The sequence below is a fragment of the Heyndrickxia sp. FSL W8-0423 genome (assembly GCF_038009395.1).
GTDB classification, from domain to species: Bacteria; Bacillota; Bacilli; order Bacillales; family Bacillaceae_C; genus Heyndrickxia; species Heyndrickxia sporothermodurans.
Genome location: NZ_JBBPBE010000001.1, coordinates 104,541 through 125,400 on the forward strand (window position 1 = coordinate 104,541; position 20,860 = coordinate 125,400).

Here is a 20,860-nt window from a genome sequence, read left to right on the forward strand (position 1 = left end):
TTTTTTACCTCCCATTTGTAAAAATGTGGACTGTGGAATACGATCCTGTTCCACCTAGATTTTGGGCAAGGGCAATTCTTGCTCCCTCCACTTGATTACAAGCAGTTCCTCGTAATTGTTGAACGACTTGGTAGATTTGCGCTAAGCCAGTGGCACCAATTGGATGTCCTCTTGAAAGCAATCCGCCGCTTGTATTGACAGGAACCTTTCCACCATGTTTGGTTTGTTCCGCTTCTATCAGTTTCCAGCCTTCCCCACGTTTAGCCAATCCTAATGCTTCAATCGCCAATATTTCCGTCATTGAAAAACAATCGTGAAGTTCGATGACATCAATATCATCCGGACCAAGACCTGCTTGTTCATAAGCCATCGAAGCGGATTGATTGATCGCACTAATAGTTAATAAATCCTCCACCTCTTGGGCTTGAGTTGGACCAGATGCTTGAGAAGAAGCGATAACGCTAATTCCCTTATCCCCTCGGGTTAGCACAATGGCAGCTGCTCCATCTGTTATCGGTGAGCAATCGAATAATCCCAACGGTTCTGTAATCATCCGTGCATTCATAATTTCATCTAAAGTAGCCGGATCACGATATTGTGCATTTGGATTATTTCTAGCATATTCACGATTTTTCAATGCAACCAACGCCAGATGCTTTTTCGAAGCCTCTGTTTCATAAAAATAACGGTTGGCAAGAATACCAAAAAATCCTGGGAACGATAATCCCGCTTTTTTCTCATTGCTATCCGTATCCATTGCGGCATTAATTGCCTGCATAACGACATCGGATTGGGCATGTTTCATTTTTTCTCCACCTGCCACAAGGACCGTATCGTAAATACCGGCCTCAATCATTTCACAGGCATGGCGAAAAGCAATCCCGCCGCTTGCACAAGCACCTTCCATTTTTACCGTGGGAATCGGTCCAAGTCCTAAGTCATGAGCAATTAATGAACCTAATATTTCTTGATTAGCGAGGGCCCCAGACATAAAATTCCCGATAAAAACGGCATCTATTTTTGGAAAACTAGCTTCCTTTAATGCTTGAAAACTAGCTTCCAGCAGTAATTGTTTAAGAGATTTATCGGCTAGTGTTCCAAATTTCGTCATTCCTGTTCCGATAACAGTGACCTGTTTCAACTATGAACACCTCCATATATTTTTTTCATTTCTTTTTTTAAAATTTTCCCATAGGAGCTTTTTGGTAATTCATCAATAAATTGAATGAGCTTAGGCTTCTTAAAGCTGCCCAAATGCTGCTTACATAGCTCCAGCATTTCTTCTTCTGTCGCTGTATGTCCTTCCCTTAAGACAATAAAAGCTGAAACCATCTCACCCCATTTTTCATCGGGAAGTCCAATTACACAGGTTTCTTTAACGGAGGTATGTTTATTTAGCACTTCTTCAATTTCCCTCGGATAAATATTTAATCCACCCGAAATGATTACTTCTTTTTTCCGATCAACGAGATGCAAAAATCCACGATCATCTACCCAACCTAAATCGCCTGTGTAAAGCCAGCCATCTTGAAGTGTTTCCTTCGTTGCTTCTGGATTATTCCAATAACCTTCCATGACCAGTGATCCTTTGCAGATAACTTCTCCTACATCACCTTGCTTCACTTCTATACCTTTTTCGTCCACTACTTTCATCTCAACAAACGGTCCAGTCATCCCACAGGATTCCAGACGCTTTCCTAGTTCCTTCCGCGGCATAATTGTAATCGCCATCGGAGCTTCCACCTGACCATACGTTTCGACAAATTTCTCCCCAACTTGATCCAATGCAAAGCGTAATTTGCTTGCAGCAATTGGAGAACCAGCCATATTAATGCTTTTTACATGCTTTAATTTTTTCGGATCAAAGTTTTTTCCTTGAACGAGTAAATTCACAATCGTTGGTACGAGGAAAATCACGCTCACTTTTTCCTTATAAATGTCATCTAAAAAGTCTTCCGGATCAAATTTATCGAAAATGACTTGGGTTAACCCAAATAACCAAGCAGCATGGGAGAGAAAATTACTTCCATGTGTTAATGGAGCAACATGCCCAATTACATCATCCCAACTAATCTCACAAGCTAGCGATAACGATAGGGCACCAGAAACGATATTGCGGTGTGATAATGTGACTCCTTTTGGTTTGCCTGTTGTTCCAGATGTGTACATAATCGCAAAATGATCATTTTCCTGAATATCTACCTCTTGAAAAGACTGATCTGCTTCTTTAATAAGTGTTTCATACATGTCTCCAACCGTTATTTTCGGGATATGTAACGAGATACAATCGAGTAATTCCACTTCTCCGATGAGAATCATCGCACCTGACTGCTCAATCATATATTCATGTTCTGAAGGGTGCAGTCTATAATTTAATGGAACTTTGATAAATCCTCCAAATGCACATGCCAAATCAAGCTCAATATGTTCAGATCGGTTTGACATTAAGATCGCTACCCGATCACCTTTTTTAACTCCTTTTCCTTGGAGAAATGAGACAATTTTATATGTTCTACTTTCTAATTCTCCATATGTGTGGATAATATCTTTATATTTAACAGCCGGTGTATTTTTAAAAGTAAGAAAAGCTTTCTTTGCATAAGATGCGATTGTTTCCAACTACTTTTCCCCCTCTTTATAAAAATTGAAAACTCGAAATTCTGTACCGGGAATCGCCTCTCGAATTGCTACTGCATCAGAAGAGGCAGTAACAGAAAACTCAACAGTAACAGCAACCGAATTCCCACCTTCAAGAAAGTGACCACCGGCAATTTTGCCCTTCTCATCGATAAAAATTCCATGAAGATGAATGTCTGGACTGCCATCCTCTTTCACACCGATAAAGCCATTTCCACTAAGAAGCTCGACTGTTTTACTTTCCTTAATTGGTGTTGTATAGGTGTATTCCCCGTTCACTTTTTCTAATATGCAATAATTCACTGATTTCAAAGAGCCAATACAATGAAAGGCTCCCGCTCGAATATTGTTTTTTTCACATTGCTTTAAAATACCTAATAGCAAATCATCATCTTTCGCGAGACTTCCTAATAAAATTCCTTTTTCTTCATTATATTGAGAATGTGACTGCCGCATGCTCTCTTCCCCCTTTGTTTACACATTCTTCTTACTTATGCAAATACTGCACCACCACATACGCGAAGTGTTTGCCCAGTAGTATAGCTAGATTCTGGCGTACTAAAATAACATACTGCTTCAGCAATATCTTCCGGCTGCCCCATACGCTTCACAACTTGATTATCCAGATTATAGGCGATCCCACTTGTAATTCTTGATTCGACCGCACCAGGTGCCACACTATTACAAGTAATGCCCTTTGCACCGAGCTCTTTTGCTACCCACTTCGTTAAAGCAATTACTCCACCTTTACTTGCAGCATAAGCAGGTCCCGATCTTCCCTTCCAGCTATTTGCATCAAATCCGGAAATATGCCCGCCATTCATTCCCGAAATCGAACTAATATTTACAATTCGTCCATATCCCCGAGAAACCATATGTGGATAAAGGACCTTTTGCGTAAAGAAGAAAGTGGCTTTTAAATTTGTGTTTAAGTCGCGATCCCAAATTTCTTCTGTCATTTCTTCAATATCAACACGTCCGCATGTTCCTGCATTATTAATTAAAATATCGATTTTTCCAAACTCTTCAACCGTTTGATCAACAACTGATTGAATTTCATCATTATCGCGAATGTCGATTTGATGGGATCGAACCTTGCTTTCCGGAAATTCCAATGTGATTTTTTCTACCATCTCACTTGCATCGATTAAATCAACAATCACTATATTGGCACCTTCTTGGGCAAGCCTATATGCACATCCACCGCCAATTCCACCAGATGCACCAGTTATTATCGCTACATGACCTTCAAGTTTCCCCATTTAGAACAGCTCCTTTAATTTTGTTGGCCCTTTTCAATCTGAAAAGGGGCCGATAATTATTTGATCCCCATTAAATTAGGTAAAAATGTTGACAGTGCTGGAATATACGTAATCAAAAGCAAAACAATGACAGCCGATATTAAAAATGGAACGATAGCCTTTGAAATTTTATGGATCTTCACATTTCCAATCCCGCTAGCTACATATAAATTCAATCCGACTGGCGGTGTAAATAATCCGATTGCAAGGTTGACTGTCATAAAGACACCGAACACGGTTGGATCAATATTGAAGTGTATAATCACTGGAATTAAAATCGGAACAAAAATATAGAACGCAGAAATCGCATCGATAAATGCACCAGCAATTAACAAAATAACATTGATGATTAATAGTGAGACAATTGGACTGGATGAAAGACCTAATAACGAATCCGACATTGTTTGTGCAATTTGTTCAGTTGTAATGATATACGCGAATAAGGATGCGGCACTGACAATAAATGTGATAACTGCTGTTTGGATCGACGCATCATAAAGAATTTTAAAAATATCTTTTATACTCAATTCACGATAAATAAAGATCCCGACGATAAATCCGTAAAAGACAGCAACAACAGCTGCTTCTGTTGGGGTAAATATTCCTCCGTAAATACCGCCAAGAATAATGACTGGTATTAAAAGCCCCCAAATCGCACTGCGGAAGGCTTTAAAAACTTCCTTTCCAGATGCTCTTTCTCTTTTTTCTAAAGTAGCAGCAACCTCTTCATTGCCAATCGACTGCCTAACTAAGCCTCTGTTTTTTACATAAAGCGCCGAAATAATGAAACCAATTCCCATTAATAATCCTGGAATAATTCCGGCAACAAATAAACGTCCAATAGAAATACTAATCTGATCACCAGCAACAACGGCAAAAACGATGAAGGCAATACTTGGAGGGATAACAATCCCAATAGAACCGGAACTTGCTAACAACGCACTTGCCGATTCTCGTTTCATTCCATTTTTCACAAGGGCCGGAATGAGAATACTTCCGATTGCAGCAACCGTAGCTGGTCCAGACCCCGAAATAGCAGCAAAGAAAATTGCTGTTATGACAGTTACAAAGATCATTCCGCCTTTAAGATGACCGACACATACATCAGCAAAATGAATCAAGCGCTTCGAAATCCCTGCATAATCCATAATGACTCCGGCAAGGACAAAGAACGGAATTGCCAGAAGTGTGAATTTCGCAACACTGGAATATAACACATCCGGTACGAGTGCAAGATTATCAATTCCTCCACTTACTAAGAGAACAACAATGGAGGAGACCGCTAAGGAGATTGCGATCGGAATTCTAATGATAACGAGTAGGGCAAAGATCCCAAATAGTAAAAGTGTTGTCATGCTTTAACCCCACTTTCATTAGCTTTCGTTTCTTTCCATTCAATGAAGCCAGCTTCAATCGCCCGATATAAACCAAATAGACAACCAATCGGAAATCCTAATGTAAAAATCCATTGATGCAAGCCCAGTGCGGGTGTCATTTGATTCGATTCTACTTGAAAACTGACCATGTCATAGCCAAAGTAGACAAAAACGAGAAAGATGACGGAAATAAGTGTGCTGCTAAAAACAATTAGCACTTTTTTGGGTACGCCGGTTAACTTATCAAATAACATAGAGAAACCGAGATGGGCATTGTTTCTAATCCCCGCCGCAGCACCTAAAAAGGTAACCAGGACAAATAGGTTAACGGTCACCTCTTCCGTAAATGAAATAGAGTAATGGAATAAATAGCGTGAAACGATATTAGCAAATGCTACTAGACTCATTACACCTAATGAAACTGCTAAGACAGTATTTTCTATATAAGCAATTATCTTAGACATGAACGTTCCCCCTCTTAGCTTTCTTGAAAGGCTTTCAACAAGTCAGCTCCCCAATCTTTTTCATACGTTTTATAAATATTTTCTGATGCTTTTTTAAATTGTTCGATTTCAGCATCGGTTGGATAATAAAATTCCATCCCAGAATCTTTTAATTCTTGAATTTGTTTTTCTTCTTGTTCACGAGCTAATTTAATTTGATACTCATTCGCATTTTTTGCAGCTTCTTTAATAATTTTTTGATCGTCTGGACTCATACTGTCGAATTTCTTTTTGTTCATACCGAAAATTAACGGGTCATAGGAATAATTCCACATTGAGATGTATTTTTGAACTTCATTTAGCTTAGAAGAATAAATAACGTCAATTGGGTTTTCTTGACCATCAATCGTATGTTGCTGTAAAGCTGTAAATACTTCAGAGAATGTCATAGCCGTTGGATCTGCTCCATACCCTCTCCATAAATCGGTATACATTTTGATACCTGGAATACGTATTTTTAATCCTTTCAAGTCTGGAGGCGTTTTAATTGGATGAACACTGTTAGTAACTTGTCTAAAGCCGTTTTCACCAAAGCCTAATGTTTCGATGCCTTTTTCTGAGAGGATTTTCTTTAACTCTTCTCCACCTTTTCCATTCATTTTTTGATCAACTTCATTTAAGTCTTTAAATAGAAATGGGGCACTGACAACACCGAGACGAGCGTCGAGAACAGAATAGATAATAGGTGAATGATAGCTGAAATCGGTTGATCCTTTTACAAGCATTTCTACACCTTTGGCAGAATCGCCGCCGGATAATTGTTCATTTGGATAAACCTTTGTTTTGATTCTTCCATCTGTTTTCTCTTCTACTTCCTTCGCGAATTTCTCCGCGGCTTTATACCATGTTGAAGATTCAGAAACGGTAACAGACATTTTTAGGTTATAACTTTTTTTCCCTCCAGAGGCGCTTTTTGAGCTGCCACATCCCGCTAATGCAACCAACAAAATAGCGCTCACAATGATTAGTGCTAGTTTTCTCCCCTTCATTTACAATTCCCCCTTGTTTATAAATCCTAGTCTTAATGAAAGATCTTTTGTTGCGTGTTTTCCAAGAATAATCGCTTTTTCCATTACCTCATCATCAAATCGATAGGATAATCCGGCGACACAGAGTGCACCTGCCAATTCGTTTCGCGCATTATAAATGGGGAAGGCAATTCCCTTTAATCCTTTCTCCCATTCTTCACGGTCAATGGCATAGCCATTTTTCCGAACCTTTTCTAATTCAACTATCAGTTGAGTCCTGCTCGTAATCGTATTCTCTGTATGCGCTTCCAATTTGTTTCTTAAAAAATATGAATCTAGTTGTTTTTCGGTTAGATGTGCTAAGTATAGTTTCCCGGATGCGACACAGTATAATGGTGCATGTTTTCCAACTCCCAATACAATGCGGGCAGCTGATTGGCTTTCCATTTTTTCTACATAAAGAACTTGATCCCCTACAAACTGTGCCAAGAAAGTACTTTCATTTACTTTTTCTGCGATGGATTGGAGATATGGTCGTGCAATACTGTTGAGGTCTAAGTTGTCAGATGCCTTTTGGGCAATTTGTAACCATTGTTGTGATAAGTAATATTTCTCTTGATGGTCTTTTGTGATGTAACCTAACTGGTCAAAGGTGGAAAGAAAACGATGAATTGTTGCTTTATTGCTCTTTGCTTTGCTTACCATTTCGGTAAATGTCATTGGCTTCTCTGCAAGCATTTCTACTAATTTGAATGCCTTCTCTACAGTTTTAAGAACCTCTGCGAATGGAATCACCCCCGTATTTGGTTTCATTATTCGGAACCCTAGTTACATTTTACGGGATTATTATAAATTAGATATTTTTAAATTGTCAATATGTTATTAATATTTATATTTTTACGATAAAGTTATTGTTTATTAGATAGAAAGTATAGTAAATTGGTAGTATTTAATATGTTGGAAGGAATAGTCGGAGGTAATTCTATGAAGATTTTCCAATTTTGCATGAGGATGTTATCGAAGTTTTTGCCTTTATGGATTGTTTTGTTGTCGATTATTGCTTATGTTTTTCCAAATACTTTTCGTTCGATTAGAAGCTTTACAGGAATTGGATTAGGGACTATTTTTCTTTTAATGGGGATGTCACTTTCAAGTCAAAGTATTTTGTCTGTATTGAAAAAGCCGAAAAATGCATTGATCGGGGTCGCATTGAAATGGATCATTACAGTAGGTGTAACAATCGTGATTGCCTTTCTATTCTTTCGGACAGAACCTGAAATCGCAGCCGGGGTCATTTTAGCTGGTACTGTTCCTAGTGGAACATCCGCTAATTTATATACATTTATTGCCGGAGGAGAAGTTGCATTAAGCATCACGATGGCCACGATGGATACAATCATCTCACCACTTTTGACGCCAACACTTGTCCAAGTTTCTGCCGGAAAATTTATTGAAATTGCTTTTTTACCATTATTTTTAAATATTATTTATATCGTGTTCATCCCTCTTTTTATTGGGTTATTCTTGCAATGGAAGTGGTCCGATAAGGTGAAGTATGTCCAACCTTATACGTCATTTATTTCTACTATTGCGTTATTTATTGTCGTGTTATCCGTTATTTCGGGAGCGCAACAATCCTTGCACCAACATATTGAGTTGCTCCCGCTGATCTTTATCGCCGTCTTTTTTCAAGTATCGATTCCAATGATAGCCGGCTATTGGATCGCGCGGCACTTTAACATTGCAGAACCAAGCAGTAGATCCATTCTTTTTCATGTAGGCATCTGCAATACCGCCCTATCTTCAACCCTTGCCATGCAACACATCAGCTCCGTTGCCGCCGTGCCAGCCGTTGCCAATATGGTCGTCAACCTAACCATCGGCGCACTTGTTGCAAACATGTTATCCTATAGGGACAAAACGGAAGTATCGGCCAGAAGGTCGGACTAGTGTGGGAAAATAAACAAGTTTACTTTCCCACTAGTCTTCCTTACGTTCATAATGGACAAGTATTTTCAATTTCTCCGATAGTTCTTCAATAAGTTGATTAGCTGATATGCCTGCTTCGTTTCCCTTTTGGTATCCGAAGTCTAGTATTCTTTTAAATTGCAATTCTATATCCTTTTCTTCCATGACATAGTCCCCCAATAGTTATTTACAAAAATTTTAATTCACTATTATCCGTCTATCGTATTGTTTAAATCATAGTTATTGTATGTATTCCATTAAGAATGGTGTAGTAAAGATGATGGACAGCCATTTTATTAAATTAAATTTCAGTAATTGTACCACAATTTTTTATACTTTTACAATATTCGTCAAAATATCAGCTTTTTCCTTCTTCTTTTCACTTTTTTAGGAAGCTGACCATTTCAGATGACCTGCCACTTTTTACATAAAAATTAAAAAACTTTGACATAATGAAGATAATGTTTTAAATTAGAAATATACGAATGATTTTTAATGAAAATGATTTCAATATTCGTGTTTAGGAGTGTTATTTATGGAAAATGTATTTGACTACGAAGATATTCAATTAATTCCTGCAAAATGTGTGGTAAACAGCCGTTCTGAGTGTGATACATCAGTAAAATTAGGTGGACGCACATTTAGGCTTCCTGTTGTTCCTGCTAATATGCAGACAATTATTGATGAAAAGGTAGCCCTATTCTTAGCAGAAAACGATTATTTTTATATTATGCATCGTTTCCAACCGGAAAAGCGATCAACGTTTATTAAGGACATGAAATCTCGCGGGTTGTATGCGTCGATTAGCGTTGGTGTGAAAGAGGAAGAATATCAGTTCATTCAACAGCTTGCCGAAGAAAACCTAGTACCTGAATATATTACGATTGATATTGCACATGGACATTCCAATGCAGTCATTAATATGATTCAGCATATTAAGAAACACTTGCCAGAAAGCTTTGTGATTGCCGGAAATGTTGGAACTCCTGAGGCTGTTAGAGAGCTGGAAAATGCGGGTGCAGATGCTACAAAAGTCGGAATTGGGCCCGGAAAAGTTTGTATTACAAAGATTAAAACGGGGTTTGGAACAGGTGGTTGGCAATTAGCTGCGCTGCGTTGGTGTGCAAAAGCAGCAAGCAAGCCAATTATTGCAGATGGCGGTATTCGTACCCATGGGGATATTGCAAAATCGATTCGCTTCGGTGCATCGATGGTTATGATCGGATCCTTATTTGCGGGACACGAAGAATCTCCGGGTGAGACGTTTGAGAAAGATGGAAAGCTTTATAAAGAATACTTTGGCTCTGCTTCTGAATTTCAAAAGGGCGAAAAGAAAAACGTAGAAGGCAAGAAAATGCACGTAGAACATAAAGGCAAATTACAAGATACACTAATTGAAATGGAGCAGGATCTACAATCCTCTATTTCATACGCCGGTGGAAGCAAACTAGATGCTATCCGCAATGTAGACTATGTCGTTGTAAAAAATTCAATCTTTAATGGGGACCGGGTGTACTAAATTTATTTATCGTTTGGACCTATATTATACAAACGGGCACAACTTTTCATTTAGAATAGCTGTGCCCATTTCTATTTGTCTAGCAAGTATTGTCGATTGAGGCCCTTCCCCTTACACGACATTCATTTCTACTTGTAAAATTTGATATAATTCATCAAGTTTCCGAATTTGATACGTTGGTATAACGTCAGTATTGTTGCTCTTCATGTTAGGATTAAACCAGCATGTGTCTATTCCTGCAACATATCCACCCCGCATATCTGCACTTAATGAATCCCCGATAATTAACGTTTTTTCCTTTGAGAAGTGAGGAATTCTGGCAAAAACATAATCAAAGTATTCCTTCATTGGTTTCTGATATCCGGTATCTTCAGAAACAAAAATATCCTTAAACAGCGAATATAATCCAGAATCATGCAGGCGTTTATATTGAGTTTCAGAAACACCATTTGTGACTATATAGAGATCATATTGCTGCTGCAAATTAGTTATTAGTTCAAGTGCTCCATCAATCAGCTGATGTCCTTTAGCTAAATAACTACTATATTTCTTTCCGAGGATTGCCCCATCAACCTCTTTGCCATATTCCTTTAAGAAGATTGAAAAGCGAGTATTCACTATCTCATCACGAGTAATTTTTCCCTCTTCAAAAGATCGCCAAAGACCTTGATTGAGTAAATCATATCTCGCTTTCATTTCGTCTGTTAAAACTATTTCTTGATCTGCAAACAGCATACGTAACGCTAAATCCTCGGCCGCTCCAAAATCTAATAACGTATCATCTATATCAAAAAGTAAAGTTTGATAGGTTTTCATAAAAATGCCTCCAATTCACATCAATGTTGAGAGTTGATTGGTAATATACCAATAAGCATAAAAGCTTATTTTACAAGAAATTTATTTACTAATATTCTATCATAAGTTTCAACCTCTTTTTTTTAGATCCTTTTTTTACAATTAATCAAATAGGAAAAATACAGGTTGCCATCGTCTCCATTTGTATAGAACCCGGTTTCTTGTGATAAAATGATAGCAGTTAAGCACATGCTTGAAAAAGAATTGAGGTCATTTTAATGAAGGTTAAAATCAATCGTAATGCAGCAAAAGTGATGGATAAGATGTTAAAGGACGAAGAATCCGAAGGAAAGATGCTTCGCGTAATTATTACAGAAGTACATGGTGACCATGCCCATTACGCACTGCAATTTGATCATCCAACAGAGCATGATGAAATTGTCAAAACAGATAAAGGAATCGATATTCTGTTAGACAAACGCGATGAAGACTATTTGGATGGGGTATGGATTCAATTTTTCTATGTACCCGAGGAAGAGTTTGTGATCACTAATCCGACAAAAGGAAATCATGGACATTAAAAGGGATAGTACTCCACTATCCCTTTTTCACCTTATTTCTCAACATTAGTGAACCTCTCCAAATCATAGATTTTGTTGGAGCATCCCTTATCTTAAATACAGTACAAAATCAGCAGATAAGACACCTTTCATGTCTCTAGCGCTTGATTCAGACTAATGAATGAAGACAAGGTTTGTTCAGTTCTTTTTGACAACTCAGGAACTTTTGCCTGAAGAGCCAACCATTTCTTTTCAGAAATGGATTTTTGCATGCCACGAATAAAATAACGGGCCCCTATATTATACGAAGCTTGTAAATCTGCATGATACACTTTTCCTGTCGTAAACGTAGCGAGGTCCTTTTTAGCATTTCGTTGCACTTTTCCAGAGCCATCAAATGCTAACACACTTGTATTGCGGGCGTTAATCCTTGAAATTCTCATTCCTAGGTAATGGGCCATTTCTTCGACTTTATTTTGGATTCCTTTCTTTCGCCAGTACCGAAGTTTGAAACGCAGTTTTTTCGCACCCCAAAATCCTTTAGGCATTTTCATCTGATCAAGGTACTCGAATACAATCACATCACACCTATGCTCTTTCGCGAATGTAACAATTTCATGTGAAGTATCGTTCACGATTTGTTTTTGCAAACCGTTTATTCTTCTCCAAAAATTTGGCGCAGTAATTCTCCCTGAAATGGATTGAGCTTTCCTAAGTTTGTTTGTTATGGTATACAATTGGTCTTTTTCTATTGGCTGATTAATGAATGTTCGAGCCAAGACAGTTCCTTTCGCATCCATCACGGAACAAACGGCAGATTGGTTGATTCCTAGGTCTACTGCACAAATTCTTTGGTTTTGTATGTTTGTATGATTTAATTTTACTTGAGATTCATAACTAACATGTAGAAAGAACTTTTTCCCCACCTGGACAAGCTTTGGATTATTTTCTTTCCAGTTCCAGACCCCACGCTTGTATTCGTCCTGTGGTTTAAAGTGAATCTCTTTCCAAATCCAATCATTTTGATGAAAGACTTTAATTTTTGCTGTAGTATGAGAGGTCTTTTTGAACATGTTTCCCCGATAAAATACTGGGAACTCTTTGTGTTCTAATTGTAATCTAGGAGGTTTTTTCTTGAATTTCTTCCCTTCTGAAAAAGCCATTTTCTTTTCTTCTTCCCAATTTTTTAGATTGAAACGATAGCTTTTGATTTTTCCAAAAGCGGCGGCTATGGCACTCCTTCTAAAATAAGAAGGAAATTTATAGAAAAGACGATTGAACTCAGGGTACTTTGGTTGAGGGTTTGATTTTGTAACATGAATGAGCTTCTCGACAGCAGGGACAATCGTCTTCGTTGAGATGGAATCCAAATGATCAAACTCTTTATCAATGACATCCATTATGAATGTTAACGCTCGATTATAGATGTCTAGTGTCGAGTGGAAGATCTTTGAATGATTAATAATTTTGTATTTTAATGTTTTTACAATTTTCATTATCAAACCCTCCAAAAGGTTCCTTCCTATCTATCATAGCAAAGTACGTTGTAAAGGCAATAATGTATTTTGATTAGATAATATATTTTGAAAACTTTTTACCTTGAGGCTAAATATTACTAGAAACCAGATTTTTGTAGTAGAAGTTATATGGTATTAACCACTGGAGGTGCAATGATTAAAAGAATAAAAAAAGATATTGAAAACCAAGGAAAGAGAAAGAATAAGCGCCTAACCCCCACTAAATCAAAGATTTTGAAGGGGAATGCGGCGCTTCTTTTTGTTCAAACGTTATTTTAGAGCCTTCTTGCAAAATAAAAAAATAAAATTTTCAGAAATGCATAGAAAATTCAACCAATATATTTTATAATCATTTTTATATTATTTATCAAATGTTAGAAGAATATGAATTATAAATTAACATTTGAAAAATAATATCCATTTATTGATTTCATATTGTATGAAAATAATTGGATATTGCTTTCTTTTCACCAATTCTGTTTAGAAGTTTTTATCCGAATATTTTAAACCATTCATCAAAGGAGAAGATTACATGACGATTAATGAACCAGTATTTGCCGCAATGTTAATTCTCGCGTTAGTAGCTGTCGGTGAAATTATTTCTGTGCTAACTCGTGCAAGAGTACCTATGCTGCTCGTTGCTATTCTTGGATTTCTCGTACTTGTTTGGACAGGAATTTTCCCAAAAAATATTGTTGATACCTCATCCTTCAATGGTATTGGTACGTTATTAACAGGGCCATTAGTAGTCCATTTAGGGACACTCATCCCATTATCTATGATGTCTAAACAATACAAAGCAGTCATAATATCCCTAGGGGGAGCATTAATTGCCTTAGTTCTTGTCCTTCCCATTATCACTTTACTCTTCGGTTATGAAACAGCAGTCGCCGGAATGGGCCCGATTGTTGGAGGAATTGTTGCTTTTCTCGTTACTTCCACGGAATTAAAAGAGCTGGGTTTCGAAAGTTTAGTAGCAATCCCTGCCTTAGTTTTAGCGATACATAAACTATTTGGTATGCCGGTTGCTTCTATTTTCCTTCGAAAATATGCTCTAATTTTACGCGATAAAACGGACCTTCTTGAGCGACACAAACAAGCTGCTGCCACATTAGAAACAACGATGAACCATTCAACAGCTATAACGAAGAAAAAAAGGAAATACGAATTCAATACAGCCAATGTTCTACTATTTAAACTTTTTCTAGGAGCTTCCATTGCCACGGTTATTGGAAACGTAACGGGTGTGAGCTCAACTATTTGGTGTCTAGTCATCGGTGTGATAGGAGCAAGAGTAAAATTTTATGATGAAAATATTATGGATAAGGCAAAAGCTTCAAGTATAGCCATCTTAGGTACAATCTTTATCGTTATCGCTTCGATGAGTACTGTTAGTCTAAAAGAATTTTTACATTTCATCCCACAAATTCTAGCCATTATTGTGATTGGACAAATTGGCATCATCTTAGGTGGATATCTATTTTCAAAACTAACAAAATGGCATCCGTATAAAGGGATGTCCCTAGCATTAACGGCCATGTTTGGCTTTCCAGCAGACTATATTCTCTGTCAGGAAGTTAGCAGAAGTGTCGGACGAACTGAGGAAGAACAACAAATCCTGCTTAATGAACTATCACCACCTATGCTGATTGCAGGCTTTACAACTGTCACCGTCGCATCAGTTATTATCGCTAGTATTCTTGTAAAAACATTATAAAGAAAGAGGGCTTTATCCCTCTTTTATATTTTGGGGGAACTTAGATGGATCCAATTTTGTCTACATGGAAATCTATTACATTACTGATTGTTTCATTTGCAGTTATGTTTGTCGGGATTCTTTATCTTGGAGCTCCTTCAACGATTGTTCTAATCTTTCCCGGTGTATCGGTGATTATTTTATCTGTTATATGTGGAGTTAGATGGCAAAAGAAAGAATGAGAAAGTCGATCCGGAAGCTATTATGTGACTTTCGCTGTTGTTGGACCAATGATCAGTCCATTATATGATAAATACCAACTTCACAGGAAAAATTGGTCAAGAACGATGGAAGACACAGGAACTGCCTTTGCCCCCATTATCCCTTGGAGTGTTACAGGTGCTTTTATCGCCGATACATTAAAAGTACCGACAGGAGATTATATCCTATTTGCACTAATGACATACCTAGGCATCTTGTTTGCATTAATCTATATTTTCACTGGATTTGGAATCGCAAAAACAAGGGATTGCACATAATCATGATTCTACATTGAAAACTAAAGGGATGTAACCTAAGAATTACATCCCTTTTTCGGCATTTTTCATACAAGACTATTTCATCATCTCTTTAACCAACTCTTTATTTCGCTTTTTAAAAAGCTCATTATGCGAAGAAACCATCCCAATTTTGTTGGCGTCAGGCTGAATAAATTGTTTTGCCTTATTGACGGCGTTCGCAGCATCTTGGAAAGCACCGGCGATTAAGTTTACTTTTCCATCGTGCATAAGAATATCACCTGCTGCGTAAAGACCCTCCACCGATGTTTCGCTCATCGCATTTCCAGCAATATAGTAGTGATCGACTAATTCAATTTCCAAGTCACTATCTTTCAATAAAGTTGCATCTTGTTGAAATCCATGATTAATAATAACTTCATCCACTGATAATTGCTGAACCTCGCCGGTTTCATGATTTTCCAGTTCTACCCCGTCTATCTCCTCGTGATTACTGCTAGCAATGAGTTTTTTTATCGTCGTATTCAAGTAACAAACTGCACAACTATTCATTAATTGTGTAGCCTGAGCTTCATGACCAGCCAAGGTATCCTTTCGATATGTTACATACACATTTTTGGCAATGGATTCTAACTCATTTGCCCAATCAATGGCAGAATTTCCACCACCAGAAATAAGCACATTTTTATCTTTAAACTGCTTTAGCGATTTTACCGTGTAATGTAAATTAGACACTTCAAACCGCTCGGCCCCATCAATCTCCAGCTTTTGAGGGTTTAAAATTCCGCTTCCGATTGCAACAATAACCGTTTTTGACAAATGCTTTTGACCGGATGAACCATGGAGGACAAATTGGCCATCCACATTGCGTGAAATCGATTCAACCTTTTCATTTAATACTACGGTTGGCTGGAAAGTTAGCCCCTGAACGACTAGCTGTTCAATTAATTTCGCTCCTGGTATTGGTGTCTGCCCGCCCACATCCCAAATCATTTTTTCAGGATACACATGGAGTTTTCCGCCTAAATATGGCTGAAATTCAATAATCTTTGTCTTCATTTCTCTTAATCCACTATAAAACGCCGAGTATAACCCTGCCGGCCCTCCACCAATGATTGTCACATCAAATAACTCTTGCTGTTCCATTTTTTCGAACCCTCCTCAGCAATGTATCTATGTAAATAAATGCATACTTCTTCCCATGTTTTTTCTTAAATTCATTTTAACTGATAACGATTATCAATTTCAATCATTTTTTTCATTAAAATATTTCGCTTAAAAAAATGATTGACAATAAAAATAATTCACCCTATAGTTATTCTTGAAAATGAGAATCATTATCAACAAATACAATTGGGAGGTTACAATGGAACGCCTGTATACGAGCAATATAAACATTGGTTACGGAGAACATGTCATTGTGAAGAATCTCAGTGTTGAAATACCTGATAAAAAAATCACAACGATTATCGGTTCAAACGGCTGTGGAAAATCAACTCTATTAAAAGCAATTACGCGGATTATTTCTCATCAATCCGGATCCGTTGTTCTTGATGGAAAAGATATTTTGAAAGAAAACACAAAAAATTTAACTAAAAAAATGGCGATTCTTCCGCAATCACCGGAAAGTGCGAATGGACTTACGGTTGGTGAACTTGTATCCTATGGTCGTTTTCCCTATCAAAAAGGCTTTGGCCGCTTAACGAAAAAAGATATTGAAGTCATTGATTGGGCACTTGAAGTGACAGGAACAATTGATTACAAGTTTCGTCCTGTCGACGCACTGTCTGGCGGACAACGGCAACGTGTATGGATCGCCATGGCTCTCGCACAAGAAACAGATATTATTTTTTTAGATGAGCCAACCACCTATTTAGATATGGCGCACCAGCTAGAAATTTTAGAGCTTTTACAAAAACTAAATAAAAAACAAGAACGAACCATCATTATGGTCCTCCATGAATTGAACCAAGCCGCCCGTTTTGCCCACCACATTATTGCCATGAAAGATGGAGAAGTCGTAAAGGCAGGTAACTGTGAAGAAGTAATCAATCGACATGTTCTGCAAAAAGTGTTTAATATTGACGCCGAAATCGGCAGAGATCCGCGTACCGACAAACCAATGTGTGTCACTTATAACTTATTAAAAGGAGAAAATAAACATGAAAAAAATCGTATTTCCAATCATTTTGCTCTTAGTGTTAATTGTTAGTGCCTGCAGCAATGGAACAACTGGAAAGGGTAAAGACAATGCTACAAAAGAGGAGAAACAAAAAACAATTACATATCAATCTGAAAATGGGCCTGTGAAAGTACCCGCAAATCCAAAGCGAGTTGTCTTATTAGCAGGTTTTACAGGTAATGTGTTGTCATTAGGCGTCCCTGTAGTAGGTGCTGATACATGGTCAAAAAACAATCCTACATTTAAAGATCAATTGAAAGATGCCGAAGAAGTTTCGGAGGATAATATTGAAAAAATCATAGAGTTAAAGCCAGACTTAATTATTGGCTTATCTACTACGAAAAATATTGATAAGTTGAAAAAAATAGCTCCAACTGTTACTTATACTTGGGGAAAAGTTGATTATTTAACTCAGCATGTAGAAATAGGAAAACTAGTAAACAAGGAAAAGGAAGCAAAAGAATGGGTAGATGATTTTCAACAACGTGCCCAAGCAGCCGGAGATGAAATCCGCGCGAAAATCGGCGAAAATGCAACAGTTTCCGTCATAGAGAGTTTCGGAAAAGATCTATATGTTTACGGAGATAACTGGGCACGCGGAACAGAAATATTATATCAATCAATGAAACTAAAAATGCCTGAAAAGGTAAAAGAAAAGGCATTAAAAGCGGGTTATTACACTTTATCTTCCGAAGTACTTCCAGAATATGCAGGTGATTATGTTATTTTAAGTAAATATTCTGATGCTGACACCTCATTTCAAAAAACAGAATCGTACAAAAATATTCCTGCTGTCAAAAACAACCATGTGTATGAAATGGAAGGGAATGGAGCTTCTTTTAACGATCCAATTACATTAGAAAAGCAACTTAAATTTTTCGAAAAGTCATTTTTAGGTAAATAAAATGAGAAGGAGTTGTTAAAATGTATATTACGGCAACTCCTTCTTCCCTATCCTAGTATGAAAGATGGGAAATTGATGAATAAGAATACGAAAAACTCCATCCTATTTATGTATAAACTGGCAGCAGGAATACTTGCATTAGTAGGGATGTTTGTCATTGCGATGGCATTTGGAGCAGCTAAAACATCTGTTAAAGATGTATGGCTGGCACTTACATCTAATGCGAAAACTGACACCGTTTTGATGCTGCGTGAAATCCGTTTTCCACGGGAAATTGCAGCAATTGTCGTAGGCGCTGCACTTTCAGTTTCGGGAGCAATCATGCAAGGCTTAACAAGGAATCCGCTCGCCGATCCTGGCTTACTCGGATTATCAGCTGGAGCCAATGCCGCACTAGCCCTCACCCTTGCATTTATTCCGTCAGCTAATTATTTCTGGATAACTATTGCCTGCTTTATCGGTGCAGGAATTGGAACTGCCATGGTGTTTGGCATAGGTGCCTTCCAAAAGGGCGGATTTTCACCGCTTCGCATTGTATTGGCAGGTGCAGCCGTTTCAACTTTTCTATATGCCATTGCTGAAGGAATCGGTCTCATTTTTAAACTTTCTAAAGACGTATCGATGTGGACATCAGGAGGGATGATTGGAACTACATGGGGTCAGTTAAAAATCATCATTCCATTTGTTGTGATTGGGATACTAATATCAATGTTCCTTTCTAGACAGCTAACCGTTTTAAGTTTAAATGAAGAAGTGGCAGTCGGGCTAGGGCAAAAAACAACCCAAATAAAGGCGATTCTTTTTATTGTGATCATTTTGCTTGCAGGAACATCCGTTGCACTTGTTGGCAATATGGCATTTATCGGTCTGATGATTCCTCATATAGTTCGTGCGATTGTCGGGACAGATTATCGTTTTATCATTCCAACCAGTGCGGTTATTGGGGCAACCTTCATGCTTTTTGCTGATACACTTGGCCGGACAATCAATGCTCCATATGAAACACCGGTGGCCGCCATCGTTGCAGCGTTAGGCTTACCTTTCTTCCTGATCATCATTCGAAAAGGAGGTAAGCTGTTCTCATGATACATCCAGCATTAATCAAGAAACAACGAATAATTTTATGCATTTTTATAATACTTATTTTGGCAACAATTGCTATCGGGATGGGAATTGGGGACGCTAGTCTTTCTTACAATCGATTGCTCCCAACCTTATTTGGAAATGGAACATTTTCTGAGGAGTTTGTATTGTTTTCAATCCGCCTCCCACGAATCATCATTACGCTGTTAGCAGGTATTGCCCTTGCTTTATCAGGGTCTATTTTGCAAGGAATAACCCGTAATGATTTAGCAGATCCCGGAATTATCGGGATAAACTCTGGCGCTGGTGTAGCAATTGCCATTTTCTTTTTATTTTTCCCCATTGAAGTGGGTTCATTTATATACATGTTGCCCCTTCTTGCCTTTCCCGGTGCATTACTTACTGCTATCCTAATCTATATTTTTTCATATCAAAAAAATAGTGGGTTGCAGCCTGTAAGATTAGTATTAGTCGGAATTGGATTTTCGATGGCCCTTTCAGGGGTAATAATTCTACTCATTTCATCCGCTGAGCGAGAAAAGGTAGATTTTATTTCGAAATGGTTAGCGGGCAATATTTGGGGTGATGACTGGCCGTTTATTTGGGCACTCCTTCCATGGGTACTCATCCTCATCCCCTTCACTCTTTACAAGGCAAATCGTTTAAACCTTCTTGGGCTAAGTGAACCAGTCGCGATAGGAGTTGGAGTATCAATTGAAAAGGAACGGATCGTCTTACTACTAACTGCTGTTGCGCTTGCAGCGTCTGCTGTTTCGGTGACGGGTGGCATTTCTTTCATCGGTCTAATGGCTCCACATATCGCAAAAGCATTAGTCGGTCCGCGAAATCAATTATTTATTCCCGTTTCGATGCTAATCGGCGGCTGGCTGTTGCTCTTCGCAGACACCATTGGTCGAAATCTTATCGAACCTAGCGGGATTCCAGCCGGGATCATGGTGGCATTAATCGGGGCACCGTATTTTATGTATTTACTATTGAAGAGGCAGAAATAAGGAATTTAGTTGTGAATGTGGTAAGAAGTATACTCAACAGTGGTTTAATGATGGTTATGAAGAAGTTAAAAAATATCACAATAAAAGATATAATTTATGATCACCTCTCCATGATTCTAGTAAAATAAACAGTAAATTTGTACTATTTTAGCACAGTCCCTTGATAATAGATTGCAATCAAAATTGGCATCAATTTGGTAATTTTGAATCATTTCTAAACAAAAGGGATAATGTATAGTAATTGTTATAAATAGAAAATAAAGGGGATTTTAATACTAATAGAACAACAGGTCATAAGGGAGCTAAAAATTGTTCTAGAT

General features: G+C 37.8%; 22 protein-coding genes. 10 read left to right on the forward strand and 12 right to left on the reverse strand.

Features of this window, described 5'->3' with window-relative positions; translation table 11 throughout:
* Window positions 1-4: 4 nt before the first annotated feature.
* Genes MKY81_RS00490 through MKY81_RS00525 form a run of 8 tightly spaced genes read right to left on the reverse strand, consistent with a single transcriptional unit; the run spans window position 5 to window position 7,598 of the window.
* Window positions 5-1,141: a thiolase C-terminal domain-containing protein gene (locus tag MKY81_RS00490; RefSeq protein ID WP_107920468.1), complete on the reverse strand. Its 1,137-nt coding sequence runs from the start codon at window positions 1,139-1,141 to the stop codon at window positions 5-7.
* On the reverse strand, window positions 1,138-2,619 hold the full coding sequence (locus tag MKY81_RS00495) for a class I adenylate-forming enzyme family protein (RefSeq protein WP_107920469.1): 1,482 nt from the start codon (window positions 2,617-2,619) through the stop codon (window positions 1,138-1,140). Before MKY81_RS00495 ends, MKY81_RS00490 begins: the two co-directional genes overlap by 4 nt.
* Entirely contained in the window at window positions 2,620-3,093 is a 474-nt protein-coding gene (locus MKY81_RS00500) for a PPC domain-containing DNA-binding protein (RefSeq protein ID WP_107920470.1), read from the reverse strand.
* A gap of 35 nt (window positions 3,094-3,128) precedes the next feature.
* Window positions 3,129-3,899 (reverse strand): SDR family NAD(P)-dependent oxidoreductase, encoded by a 771-nt coding sequence (locus MKY81_RS00505; protein ID WP_107920471.1) that lies wholly within the window; start codon window positions 3,897-3,899, stop codon window positions 3,129-3,131.
* Between the two features lie 56 nt (window positions 3,900-3,955).
* Window positions 3,956-5,293: a TRAP transporter large permease gene (locus tag MKY81_RS00510; protein ID WP_107920472.1), complete on the reverse strand. Its 1,338-nt coding sequence runs from the start codon at window positions 5,291-5,293 to the stop codon at window positions 3,956-3,958.
* On the reverse strand, window positions 5,290-5,778 hold the full coding sequence (locus MKY81_RS00515; protein ID WP_107920473.1) for a TRAP transporter small permease: 489 nt from the start codon (window positions 5,776-5,778) through the stop codon (window positions 5,290-5,292). The genes MKY81_RS00510 and MKY81_RS00515 overlap by 4 nt, the downstream gene beginning before the upstream one ends.
* A 14-nt stretch (window positions 5,779-5,792) precedes the next feature.
* Window positions 5,793-6,806, reverse strand: a complete 1,014-nt coding sequence (locus tag MKY81_RS00520; RefSeq protein WP_107920474.1) for a DctP family TRAP transporter solute-binding subunit — start codon at window positions 6,804-6,806, stop codon at window positions 5,793-5,795.
* The gene (locus MKY81_RS00525) at window positions 6,807-7,598 is read right to left on the reverse strand and encodes an IclR family transcriptional regulator (protein WP_108073201.1); all 792 of its coding nucleotides are present in this window, start codon (window positions 7,596-7,598) and stop codon (window positions 6,807-6,809) included.
* A 198-nt stretch (window positions 7,599-7,796) separates the two neighbouring features.
* Between MKY81_RS00525 and MKY81_RS00530 the strand changes: the two genes are divergently transcribed.
* The gene (locus MKY81_RS00530; RefSeq protein ID WP_341116185.1) at window positions 7,797-8,735 is read left to right on the forward strand and encodes a bile acid:sodium symporter family protein; all 939 of its coding nucleotides are present in this window, start codon (window positions 7,797-7,799) and stop codon (window positions 8,733-8,735) included.
* A gap of 30 nt (window positions 8,736-8,765) precedes the next feature.
* On the opposite strand, the gene MKY81_RS00535 is transcribed toward MKY81_RS00530, so the two are convergent.
* Window positions 8,766-8,918 (reverse strand): hypothetical protein, encoded by a 153-nt coding sequence (locus MKY81_RS00535; RefSeq protein WP_160331419.1) that lies wholly within the window; start codon window positions 8,916-8,918, stop codon window positions 8,766-8,768.
* 370 nt (window positions 8,919-9,288) lie between these two features.
* Here MKY81_RS00535 and guaC point away from each other — a divergent pair, with 370 nt between their 5' ends.
* Window positions 9,289-10,272: a GMP reductase gene (guaC, locus tag MKY81_RS00540; RefSeq protein WP_341116186.1), complete on the forward strand. Its 984-nt coding sequence runs from the start codon at window positions 9,289-9,291 to the stop codon at window positions 10,270-10,272.
* 111 nt (window positions 10,273-10,383) lie between these two features.
* Here guaC and MKY81_RS00545 read toward each other — a convergent pair whose 3' ends face one another.
* The gene (locus tag MKY81_RS00545; protein ID WP_341116188.1) at window positions 10,384-11,088 is read right to left on the reverse strand and encodes a YjjG family noncanonical pyrimidine nucleotidase; all 705 of its coding nucleotides are present in this window, start codon (window positions 11,086-11,088) and stop codon (window positions 10,384-10,386) included.
* A 257-nt stretch (window positions 11,089-11,345) separates the two neighbouring features.
* On the opposite strand from MKY81_RS00545, the gene MKY81_RS00550 reads away from it, so the two are divergent.
* Entirely contained in the window at window positions 11,346-11,648 is a 303-nt protein-coding gene (locus tag MKY81_RS00550; RefSeq protein ID WP_066228847.1) for a heme biosynthesis protein HemY, read from the forward strand.
* A gap of 128 nt (window positions 11,649-11,776) precedes the next feature.
* Here the strand turns inward: MKY81_RS00550 and MKY81_RS00555 are convergent, their stop codons facing one another.
* The gene (locus MKY81_RS00555; RefSeq protein WP_107920477.1) at window positions 11,777-13,123 is read right to left on the reverse strand and encodes an IS200/IS605 family element transposase accessory protein TnpB; all 1,347 of its coding nucleotides are present in this window, start codon (window positions 13,121-13,123) and stop codon (window positions 11,777-11,779) included.
* A gap of 553 nt (window positions 13,124-13,676) precedes the next feature.
* Here MKY81_RS00555 and MKY81_RS00560 point away from each other — a divergent pair.
* From MKY81_RS00560 to MKY81_RS00570, 3 genes are read left to right on the forward strand one after another with little or no spacing between them, the layout of a single operon-like run.
* Window positions 13,677-14,861: a hypothetical protein gene (locus tag MKY81_RS00560; protein WP_341116193.1), complete on the forward strand. Its 1,185-nt coding sequence runs from the start codon at window positions 13,677-13,679 to the stop codon at window positions 14,859-14,861.
* A 44-nt stretch (window positions 14,862-14,905) separates the two neighbouring features.
* Window positions 14,906-15,082: a hypothetical protein gene (locus MKY81_RS00565; protein ID WP_341116194.1), complete on the forward strand. Its 177-nt coding sequence runs from the start codon at window positions 14,906-14,908 to the stop codon at window positions 15,080-15,082.
* Window positions 15,083-15,106: 24 nt separating this feature from the next.
* Complete coding sequence (locus MKY81_RS00570) at window positions 15,107-15,379, forward strand: Na+/H+ antiporter NhaC family protein (protein WP_249927552.1); 273 nt, start codon at window positions 15,107-15,109, stop codon at window positions 15,377-15,379.
* Between the two features lie 75 nt (window positions 15,380-15,454).
* Here MKY81_RS00570 and MKY81_RS00575 read toward each other — a convergent pair whose 3' ends face one another.
* The gene (locus MKY81_RS00575; protein WP_107920479.1) at window positions 15,455-16,504 is read right to left on the reverse strand and encodes an NAD(P)/FAD-dependent oxidoreductase; all 1,050 of its coding nucleotides are present in this window, start codon (window positions 16,502-16,504) and stop codon (window positions 15,455-15,457) included.
* A 220-nt stretch (window positions 16,505-16,724) separates the two neighbouring features.
* On the opposite strand from MKY81_RS00575, the gene MKY81_RS00580 reads away from it, so the two are divergent.
* From MKY81_RS00580 to MKY81_RS00595, 4 genes are read left to right on the forward strand one after another with little or no spacing between them, the layout of a single operon-like run.
* Window positions 16,725-17,570 (forward strand): ABC transporter ATP-binding protein, encoded by an 846-nt coding sequence (locus MKY81_RS00580; RefSeq protein WP_341116197.1) that lies wholly within the window; start codon window positions 16,725-16,727, stop codon window positions 17,568-17,570.
* Window positions 17,521-18,444: an iron-hydroxamate ABC transporter substrate-binding protein gene (locus tag MKY81_RS00585; RefSeq protein ID WP_107920481.1), complete on the forward strand. Its 924-nt coding sequence runs from the start codon at window positions 17,521-17,523 to the stop codon at window positions 18,442-18,444. The genes MKY81_RS00580 and MKY81_RS00585 overlap by 50 nt, the downstream gene beginning before the upstream one ends.
* Window positions 18,445-18,501: 57 nt before the next feature.
* Window positions 18,502-19,530 carry a FecCD family ABC transporter permease gene (locus MKY81_RS00590; protein WP_382285842.1) on the forward strand — a complete coding sequence of 343 codons (1,029 nt, stop codon included), beginning with the start codon at window positions 18,502-18,504 and terminating at the stop codon, window positions 19,528-19,530.
* The gene (locus tag MKY81_RS00595) at window positions 19,527-20,540 is read left to right on the forward strand and encodes a FecCD family ABC transporter permease (RefSeq protein WP_341116199.1); all 1,014 of its coding nucleotides are present in this window, start codon (window positions 19,527-19,529) and stop codon (window positions 20,538-20,540) included. Before MKY81_RS00590 ends, MKY81_RS00595 begins: the two co-directional genes overlap by 4 nt.
* Window positions 20,541-20,860 lie beyond the last annotated feature (320 nt).